The sequence below is a fragment of the Pseudomonas sp. C27(2019) genome (assembly GCF_008807395.1).
Classification (GTDB): Bacteria; Pseudomonadota; Gammaproteobacteria; order Pseudomonadales; family Pseudomonadaceae; genus Denitrificimonas.
Window position 1 is genome coordinate 1,415,120 of sequence record NZ_CP043320.1, and the last position, 16,540, is coordinate 1,431,659.

12 protein-coding genes and 1 tRNA gene are annotated in these 16,540 nt (G+C 48.7%); 2 read left to right on the top strand and 11 right to left on the bottom strand.

All coding sequences use genetic code 11. The features are described from left to right. From FXF61_RS06480 to FXF61_RS06490, 3 genes are all read right to left on the bottom strand, one after another. Positions 1-90: transfer RNA gene (locus FXF61_RS06480), tRNA-Ser, on the bottom strand. A 136-nt stretch (positions 91-226) separates the two neighbouring features. Next, positions 227-1,495 carry an aromatic amino acid transporter gene (locus FXF61_RS06485; protein WP_151184501.1) on the bottom strand — a complete coding sequence of 423 codons (1,269 nt, stop codon included), beginning with the start codon at positions 1,493-1,495 and terminating at the stop codon, positions 227-229. 88 nt (positions 1,496-1,583) lie between these two features. Beyond that, positions 1,584-2,693: a cation diffusion facilitator family transporter gene (locus FXF61_RS06490; RefSeq protein ID WP_218571842.1), complete on the bottom strand. Its 1,110-nt coding sequence runs from the start codon at positions 2,691-2,693 to the stop codon at positions 1,584-1,586. Between the two features lie 530 nt (positions 2,694-3,223). Here FXF61_RS06490 and FXF61_RS06495 point away from each other — a divergent pair. After that, positions 3,224-5,509: a YgiQ family radical SAM protein gene (locus tag FXF61_RS06495; RefSeq protein ID WP_151184503.1), complete on the top strand. Its 2,286-nt coding sequence runs from the start codon at positions 3,224-3,226 to the stop codon at positions 5,507-5,509. A 1,626-nt stretch (positions 5,510-7,135) separates the two neighbouring features. Next, the gene (locus FXF61_RS06500) at positions 7,136-8,395 is read left to right on the top strand and encodes an MATE family efflux transporter (protein WP_218571843.1); all 1,260 of its coding nucleotides are present in this window, start codon (positions 7,136-7,138) and stop codon (positions 8,393-8,395) included. An 80-nt stretch (positions 8,396-8,475) separates the two neighbouring features. On the opposite strand, the gene FXF61_RS06505 is transcribed toward FXF61_RS06500, so the two are convergent. The 8 genes from FXF61_RS06505 to truA form a co-directional block, all read right to left on the bottom strand. After that, positions 8,476-9,687, bottom strand: coding sequence for an O-succinylhomoserine sulfhydrylase (locus tag FXF61_RS06505; RefSeq protein ID WP_151184505.1), 1,212 nt, complete (start codon positions 9,685-9,687; stop codon positions 8,476-8,478). A 100-nt stretch (positions 9,688-9,787) separates the two neighbouring features. Next, the gene (gene purF / locus FXF61_RS06510) at positions 9,788-11,302 is read right to left on the bottom strand and encodes an amidophosphoribosyltransferase (protein ID WP_151184506.1); all 1,515 of its coding nucleotides are present in this window, start codon (positions 11,300-11,302) and stop codon (positions 9,788-9,790) included. Between the two features lie 85 nt (positions 11,303-11,387). Next, positions 11,388-11,885, bottom strand: coding sequence for a CvpA family protein (locus FXF61_RS06515; RefSeq protein ID WP_151184507.1), 498 nt, complete (start codon positions 11,883-11,885; stop codon positions 11,388-11,390). A 92-nt stretch (positions 11,886-11,977) separates the two neighbouring features. Then, entirely contained in the window at positions 11,978-12,607 is a 630-nt protein-coding gene (locus FXF61_RS06520) for an SPOR domain-containing protein (protein ID WP_151184508.1), read from the bottom strand. A 105-nt stretch (positions 12,608-12,712) separates the two neighbouring features. Beyond that, complete coding sequence (gene folC, locus FXF61_RS06525; RefSeq protein WP_151184509.1) at positions 12,713-13,990, bottom strand: bifunctional tetrahydrofolate synthase/dihydrofolate synthase; 1,278 nt, start codon at positions 13,988-13,990, stop codon at positions 12,713-12,715. Between the two features lie 3 nt (positions 13,991-13,993). Then, positions 13,994-14,935, bottom strand: a complete 942-nt coding sequence (accD, locus tag FXF61_RS06530) for an acetyl-CoA carboxylase, carboxyltransferase subunit beta (RefSeq protein ID WP_151184510.1) — start codon at positions 14,933-14,935, stop codon at positions 13,994-13,996. 81 nt (positions 14,936-15,016) lie between these two features. Further along, positions 15,017-15,661 (bottom strand): phosphoribosylanthranilate isomerase, encoded by a 645-nt coding sequence (locus FXF61_RS06535; RefSeq protein ID WP_151184511.1) that lies wholly within the window; start codon positions 15,659-15,661, stop codon positions 15,017-15,019. 11 nt (positions 15,662-15,672) lie between these two features. Beyond that, a complete protein-coding gene (gene truA, locus FXF61_RS06540) occupies positions 15,673-16,539 on the bottom strand; it encodes a tRNA pseudouridine(38-40) synthase TruA (RefSeq protein ID WP_151184512.1) in 867 nt (288 codons plus the stop codon). Position 16,540: the final 1 nt, after the last annotated feature.

Sequence of the window (16,540 nt, forward strand, 5' to 3'; positions counted from 1 at the left end):
TGGCGGTGAAGGAGGGATTCGAACCCTCGATAAGATTTCTCCTATACACGCTTTCCAGGCGAGCTCCTTCAGCCACTCGGACACTTCACCGCAATTCGCTAGCTGATGAATCAGTTAAGCGAGGCGCGCTAATATAGCCGAAGACCCTGAGTATGGCAAACTTTCATTTGCAAGCAGCCACAGCTAGCACAACTAAAGCCAGGTCACTTATCAGGTGTGTCGCTATTTAGCCCTTAAACACAGGCAGCGCTTGTAGCAACAATAATACCTGCGCAAAGAAAGCTGCTACGGCAAATAGCAAAACAAAACCAATCATAAATGTGCCGCCAAACACTTGATAGCTTGTTGACGTAAAACGCTTACGGCTGGCACGAACCAGTAATGCAGGCACTAACGCAGCCCAAATAGCCGCCATAAGCCCGACGTAGCCCATTACTTTCACAAAGCCTGTAGGAAAGGCTAAGCATGCAAATAGTGGCGGTAAAAAAGTCAGCAGTGCCGCTTTGAAGCGCCCACCGGCTGTATCGCTGAAATGGCACAGATCACGAATGTAATCAAACAAGCCAAGTGTCACCCCTAAAAACGAACTGGCAATGGCCATATAAGCAAAAGCACTTAAAATTCTGCCAATGTTGTCAGTTTTCACATATGTCGATAACACCTGCAGCAGCACAGCCACATCACCATCAGCAGCAATCACCGGCGCAAACTCTGCGCGCGGTAAGTTACCCTGCACCGCCAGCTGCCATAACACGTACATAGCCAAGGCCAGTAATGAACCCCATAAAATGCTGCGCGCAACCGGTTGTGCATGTTTATTGTAGTAACTGACTAAACTTGGCACATTGCCATGGTAACCAAACGACGCCAAACACACCGGTAATGCCGCCCAAATGTAAGGCCAATAGCTGTGTTGATCCTGCACGGGTAGATTCAATAAGACACTTGCTGTGGCGCTCTGTATAAGTGAACCCGTTGATAAAAAGAAACTGATCAGCATGCCACCAATGAGCACTGTTGCAAAACGATCTACCAGCTTGGTAGAAACCCAGACTGAGGTGGCCAGCACTAGCAAAAATACAACTGAGGCCAACTGCCGTGATGGTTGTAACGGTTGATCAAATACCCAGCCACTGAGTGCTGATAGGCTATTTTGCGTTAAGCCACCGCCAACAAAAATATAGGCATAAGTGAGCGAGTACAGAACAAAAGTAACAGCAAGCCCTGTGATTATATTCCAGCGTGGTCCCAGCAAACCCTTAACCACGGTATGAAAGCTCGCCCCTTGCGGGAAGTGCAATGTAGCTTCCAATAACATCAAACCAGAGACGTACATGCAAAACCACACGTACAGTAACAACAAGACAGAGCCAACAAACCAAACACCCGAAGTAGCAGTCGGATTGGCCAACATGCCAGCACCAATTGCAGTGCCAGCAACAATCATTGCTCCGCCGAAGCGGGTGGGTTTAGAGAGGGTGTGTATGGCTGTCATATCAGTTCTTATGTCGGAGTATAAAGCAGCCTATTCTACCCATAAGCGCATAACATTATGTGCATTAAAGCAGCGCAGCACCTGTGCGCTATGGGTAGCGGTATAAAACCTTTACCTCACCAATGTAATCCAGAGCTTGTGCCTGCTCCTGCAAACGCTCAATGAGCTGTTGAGCATTGGCATCAACTGTCTGCATGCTGCGTACTAAATCCACGTGTACTTTGCCGTTTAGGTAGTGCAAGGTTACCTGTTCCAATTCTTCAGCCTCAATCTGATCAGCCCAAACCCTGCGTAAATCTGTCAGCACTTCCCTACGCATTGGTGAATCAGTACAGAGTGCCGCAACTGAATCATCTTCAGCATCAATGTGGACTAAGGCATCGCTAATATACTCATGCGAGTCAATCAGCTTTAAGCGTACATACTCTGAGATTTTGTGCCCCTCAGAGACACTTAAGCGCTCATCCACAACAATATGCACATCAATAAGATACACACCACCCATGCGTCGGCTACGCAACATATGTACGCCCTGCACACCTTCAATCGTTTTAATGATGCGCTTTAAGGCAGAAGCTGTTTTCGGTTCCAAGCCCGTGTCCACCAACTCACGTATGGATGTCCAGGCCTGAGTCCAGCCAACATGACCAATCATCAAAGCCACAGCAAGAGCGGCAAAGGCATCTAGATAGGGCAAGCCCATCAGACTACCGGCCACGCCCAGCAGTACGACAACCGAGGAAATCGCATCAGAGCGGTGATGCCACGCGTTAGCCTTCAGTAAACCTGAATTGAACTGGCGAGCAACGCGCATGGTGTAGTGATACAAGCCTTCGTTAGCCAAAATTGAGATAGCAGCAATCCATAGCACTATTGAGGTTGGCTGCAGCAGGGTTTCTGGGTTGAGTAAGCGCTGCGCTGAGTCAACCACGATACCAATCGCGGTAAGGATTAGCACCACTCCTAAACCAACAGTGAATGCTGTTTCAATCCGCGCATGCCCGTAAGGATGCTCTTTATCAGCAGGCTGATTACTGTATTTGGCTGCGAACCACACCATCAAGTCGGTACTTAAGTCGGCTAAAGAATGCACACCATCAGCGATCAAGGCATGTGACTGACCAATAACGCCAAAAACAACTTTGGCAATGGTCAAAACCAAATTAACAATGGCGCCTACGACACTGGTTGTGCGCATTGCCTTATTCCGTGCTTGAGCACTTTGCCGCCCATCCATTAAAATTTCTCCATATTTTTCATAATGTTAAAAAATATAATTAATGTAAAACTGTAAAATTTTATTAAAATAAACAGGCTGCTGCTGACACTGTGCGCCATAATCTACTGAGTGCTTCTAGCTACACTCTCATAAGCCGGACACACGGCTATAATCCAGCACAGTGCCCACTGCATAAAGACCAAGCAGATCGCAACAGCTCATACAGCATCATAGTGGAAAACAGCGCTGAGGTTCCAATTAACCGCTATCGTAGATTAAGAAGCCAGAGCAAGTGCGCTTGCATGAGCCTATTACAGTGCTGGGCAGTAACTTACCAACTTCTAGCACCCTGCTCTCTACTGTGCCGCACAACAGCCGACTATAGCGACCTGATCAATTAATTGCTGCACTCTAACACATACTTATTTGCGCTGACTTGGCTGCCTATGCCCGCCTCTATCAGTAACATATATGCTATATTTCACCGATCTTGATATAGGTCACTTCTTATGCACGCTGCTAAACCCTTATACGACTATCCTAAATATTGGGCTGAATGTTTCGGCCCGGCACCTTTTTTACCAATGTCACGTGCAGAAATGGATCAACTGGGTTGGGATTCTTGCGATGTCATCATTGTGACTGGTGATGCTTACGTTGATCACCCATCATTTGGTATGGCAGTGATTGGCCGTGTATTAGAAGCACAGGGGTTTCGCGTAGGCATTATTAGCCAGCCTGACTGGCGTAATAAAGATGACTTTATGCAACTGGGTGAGCCAAACCTGTTTTTTGGTGTGGCCGCCGGCAATATGGACTCAATGATTAACCGTTATACTGCTGATCGTAAAGTGCGCTCAGATGACGCCTACACTGCCGGTGCTCTAGCCGGCAAGCGACCCGACCGCGCTAGTTTGGTCTACACTCAGCGTTGTAAAGAAGCGTACAGCAACACGCCTATTGTCTTAGGTGGCATCGAGGCCTCTTTGCGTCGCATCGCCCATTATGATTATTGGCAAGACAGCGTTCGACGTTCAATTTTAATGGACTCTACGGCAGATATTCTACTGTACGGTAACGCCGAGCGTGCCATTGTCGAAGTGGCACAGCGCTTATCCTGGGGCGAGTCGATTGCTGATATCGATGATATTCGAGGCACATCTTTTATTCGTCGCAATACGCCCAGCGATTGGTTTGAGCTCGATTCAACTCGCATTGACCGTCCAGGCCGTGTGGATCGAATTATCAATCCGTATATCAATACACAAGACACTGAAGCCTGTGCTGTTGAGCAGCAAAGCGCTGCGCAGACTGGCCAAGATGACGTGCAGATTGTGCAGCTGCTCGATCACCCACGCTTAACCCGTGAGCGCACCGTGATCCGTATCCCGTCCTTTGAAAAGGTCCGCAACGATCCGGTCCTCTATGCGCACGCTAACCGCGTGCTGCACTTAGAAACCAACCCTGGCAACGCCCGTGCCTTAGTGCAACGCCATGACAATCAGGATGTTTGGCTCAACCCACCACCGATCCCATTGACCACTGAAGAAATGGATTATGTGTTTGGCCTGCCCTATGCGCGCGTACCACACCCTATATATGGCAAAGCAAAAATCCCTGCGTACGAAACCATTCGTTTTTCAATCAATATTATGCGCGGCTGCTTTGGTGGCTGTACGTTCTGCTCAATTACTGAACATGAAGGCCGGATTATTCAAAACCGGTCGCACGACTCAATTGTGCAAGAAATTGAAGACATGCGCGATAAGGTTCCCGGCTTTACTGGGGTGGTATCCGACCTTGGTGGCCCCACAGCAAATATGTACCGTTTGGCCTGTAGCAGCCCTGAAATTGAAGCCGCCTGCCGTAAACCATCCTGCGTATTCCCGGGTATTTGCCAGAACCTCAATACCGACCACACATCATTGATTGAGTTGTACCGCAAAGCCCGAGATATTCCAGGCGTTAAGAAAGTATTGATTGCCTCAGGGCTGCGCTATGACCTCGCAGTAGAGTCACCTGAGTATGTACGCGAACTGGTTACCCATCACGTTGGTGGTTACCTAAAAATTGCTCCAGAACACACGGAAGAAGGCCCGCTTGAGCACATGATGAAGCCGGGCATTGGCAATTACGATCGCTTTCGTAAAATGTTTGAGCGCTTCACCAAGGAAGCTGGTAAAGAACAGTATCTTATTCCCTACTTTATTGCTGCGCACCCCGGAACTACTGACACGGATATGCTGAATCTGGCTCTGTGGCTGAAGAAAAACAACTTCCGCGCTGATCAGGTGCAGGCATTTTACCCATCGCCAATGGCCACGGCGACGGCTATGTACCATTCAGGTAAAAACCCACTGCGTAAAGTCACCTATAAAAGCCCAGCCACTGAGATTGTGAAAAGCGAAGAGCAGCGCCGATTACATAAAGCGTTCTTGCGCTACCACGATCCAAAGTCATGGCCGCAAATCCGTGAAGCGCTAATGCGTATGGGTCGCTCTGACTTGATTGGCGATGGCAAGCAGCATTTAATCCCTGCGCAGCAGCCACACGCTGACGGTTATCGCAGTGCACGCCGCAAAAATTCCACACCAGCTAAAGGCGAAAAAGCAGCACGCCCACTACTAACCCAACACACGGGCTTGCCGCCACGCACGACAGGTGCGACAGATGACAAGCCTCAATGGCATAAACGCGAGCAGGCTAAAGCAGCCGCTGAAGCCAAGTTGCGCGCGGAAAGAGGTAAAAAACCTGCGGCTAAAGGCGGCAAACGCAAACCTGCTAAGCCGCGTTAATTATAAACATTGATGTGCCTGATTCTACAGTTACGCTGTAAGCCTGTAAGCTGCTTTATTTAATGTGCAGCTTGCGTGGTTAGCCGTACTTCGCGGTTTATATTTGTCTGCCAGTTTTTAACAGCCTGTACGTGGCATAGCGTGCTTCGGGGTTGGTGTTTTTTCGTCGGTTTTTGACCTGCATTCCGTAGTCTGAAGCTGGTGCTTATCTGTCAGCCTTTAACAGCTTGTACGTGGCATAGCGTGCTTCGGGATGGGTATTTTTTTCGTCGGTTTTTGACCTGCATTCTGTAGTCTGAAGCTGGTGCTTGTCCGTCAGCCTTTAACAGCTTGTACGTGGCATAGCGTACTTCGGGGTAGGTGTTTTTCCGTCGACGAACCCATCCTGGGTTCAACTCCGGCGCTACGCCATCCTTGGCTCGCTTGTCACACCAACCCCGAAGCACTCGTTGATCAGCGGTGTAGTTAGCGCGATTGATATAAGGCTCGTCTGATTCTGAATACATTGAGTTTGAATGTGAGTTTTTTAGAAGATTAGCAAACCACACCAATAATCAATGCTTTTGCCTTAAAAAGAGACATGCTACAGACTTGAAAACAACATCAATGATCAACTGCAGTGTGCGGGTGTTGTGGCAAGCGAAGCCAGGGATGGCGTAGCGCCCGCATCACGCCAGGAAGGCGTGTTAAGGGAAGAACAACACTTGCACGCTGCAACATGCGCAAACTGTTCCTAATAGTTTTTTTATTTGAGGCGTAATGGCCATTAACGATTCTTTTGGGGCTGTTTGTGGGTTTTTAATAGCTCTTGCGTGGCATAGCGTACTTCGGGGTAGGTGTTTTTCCGTCGACGAACCCATCCTGGGTTCAACTCCGGCGCTGCGCCATCCTTGGCTTCGCTTGTCACACCAACCCCGAAGCACTCGTTGATCAGCGGTGTTGATAGCTCGATTGATATAGGGCTCGTCTGTTTCTGGAAGCTTTGTATTACACGTTAAGTTTGGCAGGCTGTCTTTTGATTCTAGCTCTGGTTTTGATTCTGGTTCTGAGCGCTAAGGCTTGGTTTTGCTCTGGGCTTTGCTGGCTTGAGTTTTCATAAGATAAACAAACCCTAGCGCTAATCAATGCTCCTGCTTTAAACGAGCCATGCTACAGACTTGAAAACAACATCAATGATCAACTGCAGTGTGCGGGTGTTGTGGCGAGCGCAGCCATGGATGGCGTAGCGCCCGCATCACGCCAGGATGGCGTGTTAAGGGAAGAACAACACTTGCACGCTGCAACATGCGCCAACTGTTCCTGAAAGTTTTTTTACTTAAGGTGCGCTGGTCATTGCGTGGCATAGCTTGCCGGTGCCCTAAAACACCGAAGCATCTAGAACAGCAAACGACCGTCATTGCAATTCAGCTAAAATCCCAAACGAACACAAGCGATCTTCTTGCTCATACAAATCATAGAAAAAACCAACCCACCAACTTGGGCATGCTGCATCAGCATCACACAAAGACCATAGGAGTGCTACCATAGCCGCCCAATCGTCCTCGCTAAGCTCTTAACCGCACTATGCAAAAAAAATATCTAGCTGACCAATCATTGCCTCGCGCTTTATTTAGTATGACCTGGCCCATGCTCTTTGGTGCTGTGGCGCTGATGAGCTTTCAGCTGGTTGATAGTATTTTTATCAGTATGCTCGGTATGCAGCCGCTCGCAGCGCTCGGGTTTTCGTTGCCTCTGCAACAGCTATTGATAGGTGTACAAATCGGTATTGGTATTGCCGCAACCGCGTTGATTTCTCGTGCGATTGGCGCGGGCAACTTGGATCATGCCAAGTACATGGGCGGACTTGTGGTGATCACCGGCTGCTGCGTTTCATTTATTTTATGTACTCTAATTTGGCTTTTGCGTATGCCGTTACTCAACGCCCTCGGCGCCGGCGCAGAGTTGTTACCCTATACTGAAAGCTATTGGCTTCCTTGGCTAAGCAGTGCATGGCTGGGCGCTTTTTTATATTTTGCCAACAGCATTTCACGCGCTAACGGTGATACCCGCTTACCCGGCTTAATGATGGTATTCACCAGCGTCCTGAATATGTTGCTCGATCCATTATTTATTTTCACCTTTGGCTTGGGCTTACCCGGTGCGGCCTATGCCACCATTGTGGCCTGCCTGGCAGGCGCTGCGATCATGTATTCACGGATATTAAAGCGTCATTGGCTGGCTTTTGATCCTAGCAAACTACCCATTGCTGCTGCATTGCGTGAGATTGCCAAAACCAGTGCTCCAGCCATGCTCAGCCAGCTGATGCCAGGCACTGCCTCATTACTGGCCACGCGCATAGTTGCTGGCTTTGGTGGCTCGGCGATTGCGGCCTGGACACTGGGCAGTCGCTTAGAGTTGTTTTCTATCGTCATTGTTCTGGCCTTAACCATGGCCTTGCCACCGATGATAGGCCGTTTGTATGGCTCAAAACAGCTGGATCGTGCACACAGCATGGTGCTGGTTGCTGTGCGCTTTGTGATTGGTCTGCAATTGACCATTGCTTTGCTCTGGATGGCCAGTCGCGGACTGATTGCCCCTGCCCTTGCGCCTGACCAAGACTCTGAGGTGTATTTGTTAAGTTACATGCTATGGGTGCCATTCAGCTATGCTGCGCTGGGCGTGTGCATGCTGATGGTCTCAGTGTGCAATGCGCTGGGCATGCCGATGCGAGCAGTATGGATTTCCACATTACGCTTATTTTTTTGCTATCTACCCGCGCTCTGGGTCGGTGCAAGTATTGCAGAAATGAGTGGCCTCTATATAGGCGTGCTGCTTGGCAACGTTGCTGCAGGTTTACTGGCTTGGAATCTGTATAAGCGCGGCTTGCAGCATATTCAAAAGACTTAAAACCCCTGTCAGCATTTAAGCTACAAGCACTTAAAACCCACTTTTAACAGTGCAATCCTAATTAACAAACTCAAACCTAATTAGACTGCGTTCAAACCGCGCTGCACATCCGCCTGAATATCAGCGAACTCCTCCAGCCCCACAGCAATGCGAATCAGACCGTCATGGATGCCCGCTTTTACGCGCTCCTCGGCGGGTAGGCGTCCATGGGTGGTTGTACCTGGGTGGGTGATGGTGGTTTTGGTATCGCCCAAATTTGCAGTGATAGAGATCATCCGCGTTGCATCAATGCAGCGCCATGCTGCTTCTTTACCACCCTCGACTTCAAAACTGACAACCGCACCAAAACCGCTTTGCTGTTGTTTGGCTAATTCATGCTGTGGATGACTGGCTAAGCCTGAGTAGTAGACTTTTTTAACTTTAGGCTGCTGCTCAAGCCACTGCGCCAATTGCTGGGCACTTTGGCAGTGAGCATTCATACGCAAGCGTAAGGTTTCCAGACCTTTTAAAAACACCCACGCATTGAACGGACTCATAGTTGGCCCAGTAGTACGCAAAAAACCAACCACTTCTTTCATCAATTCAGCACTGCCCAATACCGCACCACCGAGGCAGCGGCCTTGACCATCAATATATTTGGTCGCTGAATGAATCACGATATCAGCGCCCAGCGCCAACGGCTTTTGCAAGACTGGTGTGCAAAAACAGTTATCGACCATTAATAAAGCATTGGCTGCATGAGCAATTTCACTTAATGCACGGATATCCGCCAACTCAGCTAATGGATTAGACGGTGACTCAATAAACAGCAACTTGGTTTTTTCAGTACAAGCGCCCTGCCATGCAGCCAAGTCGTCAATTTGTACATAGCTAATTTCAATGCCAAAACGTGCGCAGTATTTATCAAACAAGCTGACTGTGGCACCGAAGATACTGCGCGACACTAAGATGTGGTCGCCCATGCTGCACAAGCTCATAACAGTCGCCAAAACTGCAGACATGCCTGATGCGGTCGCCACGCACTTTTCAGCGCCTTCTAGCGCGGCAAGGCGCTCTTCAAAGGTGCGTACAGTTGGATTGGTATAGCGTGAATAGACGTTACTCTCGCGCTCACCGGCAAAACTTGCGGCAGCATCAGCAGCACTGCGAAATACATAACTAGAAGTGGTGAATATCGCCTCACTGTGCTCAGCTTCAAAGCTGCGTTGCTGCCCAGCACGCACCGCTAAGGTGTCGAAACCCGCATCAGTTAACTCACTATTGAGTCGACCTGCCTGCCAATCCGTCGTCATCACTTATACCTTATATCTATCTAAGAGATAACAGGCTATGGCTGTCCATGCCTGTTTGCAAATGCTGCGGCACTGAGCTTAAGCAGTACCGTTTTGAAAATTAATCTGCTTCGCTATTATGCAGACCAATTGTTGCTTGGCTGACTTGTTCTGCGATCAAACTCAGATCATTGCGCTCGTTTTCGATACGCTGCAAATACTCAGCGTCGATATCACCGGTCACATACTCACCGTTGAAAACAGCACAGTCAAACTGATCGATCTGAATTTTGCCGCCTTGGACCGACTCAACCAAATCTTCCAAGTCTTGATAAAGCAGCCAGTCTGCACCAATCAGCTGGGCTACTTCTTCAGTGCTGCGATTATGTGCAATCAGCTCATGCACACTTGGCATATCAATGCCGTACACGTTCTGGTAACGCACTGCCGGTGCTGCCGAACAAAAGTACACGTTCTTCGCACCTGCTTCGCGGGCCATTTGGATGATTTGCTTGCAGGTGGTGCCGCGTACGATTGAATCATCAACCAACATTACATTTTTACCGCGGAACTCAAGCTCAATGGCATTAAGTTTTTGCCGTACAGATTTTTTTCGTTCTGCTTGGCCCGGCATAATGAAGGTGCGGCCGATATAACGATTCTTTACAAAACCTTCGCGATATTTCACTCCCAACCGATTCGCCAGCTCTAAGGCAGACGTGCGACTGGTATCTGGAATGGGGATGACCACATCGATATCATGATCAGGACGCTCGCGCAGAATTTTATCCGCCAGTTTTTCACCCATGCGCAAGCGGGCTTTATACACCGACACGCCATCAATAATTGAGTCAGGGCGGGCTAAATAGACATGCTCAAAAATGCAAGGGTTCAGCACCGGATTGGCTGCACATTGACGAGTATGTAACTGGCCATCTTCAGTAATATAGACTGCTTCACCTGGCGCTAAATCACGAATCAAAGTAAAGCCCAGCACGTCCAAGGCAACACTTTCTGAGGCGATCATATATTCCACACCATCATCGGTATGGCGCTGGCCAAAAACAATCGGACGTATGCCGTTGGGATCACGGAAACCTAGCACACCGTAGCCTGTTATCATCGAAACGACCGCGTAACCACCGCGGCAACGCTGATGCACACGACTAACTGCCGCAAACACATCTTCTTTGCCAGGCTGCAATTTGCCACACACGCTTAACTCATGGGCAAACACATTGAGCAGCACTTCTGAGTCCGAGTTGGTGTTTACATGGCGCAAATCCGACTGATAAATTTCTTTAGCCAATTGCTCAACATTGGTTAAGTTGCCGTTATGCGCCAAGGTAATACCGTATGGCGAGTTGACATAGAAGGGTTGTGCTTCAGCGCTGCTGGAGCTGCCAGCGGTTGGATAACGGATATGACCAATCCCAACATTACCGATCAACTCTTTCATATGTCGAGTACGAAACACATCACGCACTAAACCGTTGTCTTTGCGCAGAAACAAACGCCCATTCTTTGATGTCACCATTCCGGCGGCATCCTGGCCACGGTGTTGAAGTACGGTAAGCGCATCATATAGCGCTTGGTTAATGTTTGATTTTCCGACAATACCGACAATGCCACACATGAAACGCGACCCCTGCTATGTCATTTTGATTAAAGGCAATTATAAATTACTAAATAGCCTAATGTGTTCTTCAATTCTGAATATTTTAAGCTGCTGAAATCCACACGCCCGACAACCCTAAAATAAGGTTTTTTGACCAATCTGCAATCAATAGAAAATGCGGGATTAAAGTCGACTGCTGCCACCATGCATCGTGTTCAACCGGCGCTAGACTCAACAAGCCAATTAAAATAATAACCAGCACCAAGCCACGCGCAGCGCCAAAAACCATACCTAATAAACGGTCAGTTCCTGTTAAGCCGGTCGCTCGAACCAGTTGCGTTATTAGGAAGTTAACTAAAGCACCGATCAGTAAAGTCACTAAAAACAATATTGCACAGGCGGCAATAACCCGTATTGAGTGCGTATCGATATAAGGCTGAAAATGATGCGCTAAGCTGCCACCAAACATCCAAGCAATAACCGCAGCAACGATCCAAGTCACCAAAGATAGCGCTTCTTTAACAAAGCCACGGCTTAAGCTGATCAGTGATGAAATCACTATAATGCTAAGAATCAGGGCATCTGCCCAATTGAAAGACACTGATAAGTATTCCGCTGTATAAAGTCAGCATTTTAACAGAGCTGTTGAGCACTGATAAGCGCTTGTTACTGTTTTAGATAATGATTATATGGCTAGGGTTCGTAGCGTACGACAAAACAATCTTGGCCTTCACGGCTTTTCAATCGTTTACACATAGCCTGCGCCTCTTCCTGCTTAATCAGCGGACCGATCAGAACTCGGTGCGTACCATCGGCACTGCGCACATACGCATTGTATTGCTTATCACGGTAACTATCGCGCAGCGCTTGCGCATTATCTTTATTGGTTAAACTGGCAAGTTGTACCGACCAGGACACTGGTAAATTGTTTTTATCAATACCGGGCTCTACCGCCTGCGGCGTAGGTTGTTGTAGCTCGGGCTGGGGCTCTGCTTTGACGTCCGGTTGAACTGGAGCAGGCTGAACCTCAGCAACCGGCTTTTCAGCTGGCACTGGTGCATCTGGCAGGCTCTGGGGTGCAGCAGGCGTTTCTGGAATAAGCGGTTCATCCCATGTGTCGTCGGCCTCTGGTTCAGGCACCGCCACCTCTGCAACCGGTACCTGCGGTACCGCAGGTGCTTCAGGCATCGGCGGTACTTGCACAACAACTTCACGAGCTGTGTCCTCTTGCTTAAATAGCATTGGCAAAAAAATTACTGCTAAGGCAACCAGTACTATTGCACCAACAATGCGTTGCTTGAGCTTACTTTCCGCTGCAGCCATACCCACCTCGTTCGTTCAAGAGTTTTACACTATTCAGCGTATATACAAAATACAGTTATACACAGCGGTGTTTTTTAACAATACATCCCACATACACAGCAATTGTTATGCATCACGCTCAAGCCATTTTAATGCTTCAGCAACCGTATAAAAAGAACCAAAAACGATGATCTGATCATCCTCAGCTGCCTGCGCGCATTGTGCCTCGATCGCCTGAGCAATACTTGCATAGCTAGTTACGGTAGCCTGCCTAGACTCTAAAGTATGTTGCAAATACTCGACCTTACAGGAACGCACTGTGGGTAATGCCGCAACCGCCCAGTCAGTAATTTGTTCTTGCATGCAGTCCAGCACACCCACTAAATCTTTATCATCCAGCACGCCTAAAACGGCTAGACGCCGGCCCTGTATCGGTTGCGACTTGAGCCGTTCGGCAAGATAACTAGCCGCATGCGGATTGTGTGCAACATCAAGCATCATATGCAGTATTCGACCTTGATAACCCAACTGAAGTTCCTGCAGTCGTCCTGTCATACGCGCATTAGATAACCCGCGCACTAATGCCTCTGCTTGCCAAGGTAGCCCCAGCAATGCATAAACCTGCAATGCTAGTGCGGCATTTTCAATGGGTAAGCGTAAAAGGGGAATGTCTTGCAACTGCGTAAGATGGCCTTGCGCATCAACACAGCGCCAGTGCCAACTGTCAGGGCTAATAGCGAGATCAAAATCACGACCTCGCAGTAACAGCGGCGCATTCAAAAGCGCAGATTGGTTCAGCAATTGCTCAGGTGGAAATAAATCGCCACATATTGCTGGTCGGCCTGCGCGGAAAATACCTGACTTTTCATAAGCAACTGAATCGCGTGTACTGCCCAGCCAGTCGCTGTGGTCTAAGCCAATATTAGTCACCACAGCAATATCAGGATCGACTATATTGACCGCATCAAGCCGTCCGCCAAGCCCAACCTCAAGGATTGCAACATCTAAAGATGCTTGTGCAAACAGCCAAAACGCAGCCAAAGTGCCCATTTCAAAATAGGTTAAGCTGGTATCGGAGCGCGCTTGCTCAACTGCTGTAAAGGCATCGCATAACTGCTGGTCAGTGACATTTTGACCATCAATACGTACCCGCTCATTGTACTTCAATAAATGCGGCGAGCTATAAACACCAACTTTAAGGCCGTGCTGCGCAAGGAGGCTGGCTAAAAAAGCACAGGTTGAGCCTTTGCCATTAGTCCCCGTCACCGTAATAATTTTGTTTGCAATGCGCGGTAACCCTAGGCGTTGCGCAACAGCATGTACGCGTAGCAGCCCCATATCAATTTCATTGGGGTGCAACTGCTCCAAATAGCTTAGCCACTGCTGAAGATCACGCGCTTGCATGGTTTATGCTCGAGCTTCTGAATCGCTAGCCACGCTAACCTTGGCAGCCTCGCTCTCAACAACGGCATCAACTGCTACCACTGGTATAGTCGGCATATCCATCAGCTGACGCAACACGCTTGCAACCCGTGGGCGTAACTCTGCACGCGGAACAATCATGTCAATAGCGCCATGCTCTAATAAAAACTCACTGCGCTGGAAACCTTCTGGCAATTTCTCACGTACTGTTTGCTCAATGACCCGGGGACCAGCAAAGCCTATCAGTGCATTAGGCTCAGCAACTATGACATCACCTAGCATCGCTAGGCTGGCCGAGACACCACCATACACAGGGTCAGTTAACACAGAGATAAAGGGAATGCTTTCTTCACGCAAGCGCGCGATAACCGCTGAGGTTTTTGCCATTTGCATCAAAGAAATCAACGCTTCTTGCATGCGTGCGCCGCCTGAGGCTGAAAAACAAATCAATGGACAACGTTGCTCAAGCGCAACATTAGCAGCCTGTACAAAGCGCTCACCTACAATAGCGCCCATTGAGCCGCCCATAAAAGCAAACTCAAAAGCTGCAGCAACAACCGGCATACCTTCTAGCGTACCGCTCATAGCAATCAACGCATCTTTTTCGCCTGTTTGTTTTTGCGCAGCAGTAATACGATCTCTGTATCTTTTAGTATCACGAAACCTGATTCGGTCAGTCGGCTCTAGATCCGCTGCAATTTCTTCACGCCCTTCTTTATCTAAAAAAATATCTAAACGTGTGCGCGCGTTAATGCGCATGTGATGATTGCATTTAGGACATACATCAAAGGTTTTTTCGAGCTCGGGTTTGTATAGAACCGCATCACAGGATGTGCACTTGTGCCACAAGCCTTCTGGCACTGAACTTTTTTTAGTCTCAGAGCGCATAATTGAGGGAATTAGTTTATCGACTAACCAGTTGTTCATCAGTTATCTACTCCGCCTTCAGCCAGTGACGCTGCACTGTGCCTTTTAAATAGGGTTAATAATCAGGTAACTGACGGCTTCTCAAAGAGAACCGTCACATAGCTGTGTATTATTCATGTGCACAGCATATAAGAATTTACGAATCTTTTCTGCGTCTTTAATTCCAGGGCTGACTTCTACCCCGCCACTGACATCTACCGCCCATGGTTGGACCTGGCGTACAGCTTGCCCGACATTATCCGCATTTAATCCACCCGCGAGGATTAGCGGTTTGGCTAAGTTTTCAGGTATACGCGCCCAATCAAAGCGCTCGCCAGTACCGCCATGCACACCCGGCACCCATGCATCCAACAAAACACCTTGCGCGCCGCTGTATTGAGCGCTCAGCGCAGCAATATCAAGACCAGGCTGCATACGCAGCGCCCTGAAATATGGCCTAGAAAACGCTTCGCATTCGGCTGGCGTTTCATCGCCATGAAACTGCAAAACATCCAGCGGCACACTATCCAGTACAGCATTGACTTCACTGCGTGCGGCATTAACAAACAAGCCAACAACCGTCACAAAAGGCGGTAACGCCGCAACAATTTTTTGTGCTTGCGCCACACTCACAGCTCGTGGGCTTTTTGCATAAAACACCAAACCGATTGCATCGGCTCCAGCTTGTGCTGCAACTACGGCATCTTCAACACGGGTAATACCGCAAATTTTAGTTCGTACTCGCACCTAGATTCTCTTTATTTATCAGCAAAGCTATCAGGTAATCCCGATAAAAAATGTGGGCCAAGGTATCGCTCTGGCAGTTTAAATTGCTCTGGGTATTCAACCTGTACCATATATAAACCGTGCGGAGGTGCTGTTACACCCCCTGCCTTACGATCGCAGCTTTCAAGCACCGCCTGCGCCCACTCAACGGGGCGCTCACCAGCACCGATCATCATTAAAATGCCGGCTAAGTTCCGCACCATATGATGTAAAAAAGCATTGGCACGCACGTCAATAATGATCAGTTTGCCAAACTCAAACAGCTGCAAGTGATGAATGGTGCGTACTGGGGAGTGCGCTTGACAGCCACTGGCACGTACAGCATTAAAATTATGGGTACCGACAAAGCATCGAGCAGCGGCACGCATTTTTTCAATATCCAGTACTTGGTGAGTCCAAGTCACCTCTTCGGCTAGATGTGCAGGACGTATTTCATCACTATAAATAACGTAACGGTAACGCCGTGCCACAGCACTAAAGCGTGAATGGAAATCCAGCGGCATGGACTGCGCCCAAACCACACTGATGTCTTTAGGCAGGTAACGGTTTGCTCCCATCACCCAGGCGCGCATTGGCCGCTCAATATCCGTATCAAAGTGAATCACCTGACCACACGCATGCACCATCGCATCAGTACGCCCAGCGCAACTTAAGCGCACTGGCCTGCCGGCGTTTATTTGCTGTAATGCTTCCTCTAAGCAGCCTTGAACACTTGGCGTACCAGCGACCTGCAATTGAAAGCCGTGGTAATTAGAGCCTTTATATTCAACCCCTAAGGCAATTCTAGAAACGCCAACGGCAGCTTCAAGAGCTGCCGTTGGCGTTGTTTCAATTGACATT

Coding starts and splice junctions, on each gene's coding strand:
- FXF61_RS06485 (WP_151184501.1), bottom strand. CDS start 1,495: ATGACAGCCATACACACCCTCTCTAAACCCACCCGCTTCGGCGGAGCA.
- FXF61_RS06490 (WP_218571842.1), bottom strand. CDS start 2,693: ATGCGCACAACCAGTGTCGTAGGCGCCATTGTTAATTTGGTTTTGACC.
- FXF61_RS06495 (WP_151184503.1), top strand. CDS start 3,224: ATGCACGCTGCTAAACCCTTATACGACTATCCTAAATATTGGGCTGAA.
- FXF61_RS06500 (WP_218571843.1), top strand. CDS start 7,136: ATGCTCTTTGGTGCTGTGGCGCTGATGAGCTTTCAGCTGGTTGATAGT.
- FXF61_RS06505 (WP_151184505.1), bottom strand. CDS start 9,687: ATGACGACGGATTGGCAGGCAGGTCGACTCAATAGTGAGTTAACTGAT.
- purF (WP_151184506.1), bottom strand. CDS start 11,302: ATGTGTGGCATTGTCGGTATTGTCGGAAAATCAAACATTAACCAAGCG.
- FXF61_RS06520 (WP_151184508.1), bottom strand. CDS start 12,607: ATGGCTGCAGCGGAAAGTAAGCTCAAGCAACGCATTGTTGGTGCAATA.
- folC (WP_151184509.1), bottom strand. CDS start 13,990: ATGCAAGCGCGTGATCTTCAGCAGTGGCTAAGCTATTTGGAGCAGTTG.
- accD (WP_151184510.1), bottom strand. CDS start 14,935: ATGAACAACTGGTTAGTCGATAAACTAATTCCCTCAATTATGCGCTCT.
- truA (WP_151184512.1), bottom strand. CDS start 16,539: ATGTCAATTGAAACAACGCCAACGGCAGCTCTTGAAGCTGCCGTTGGC.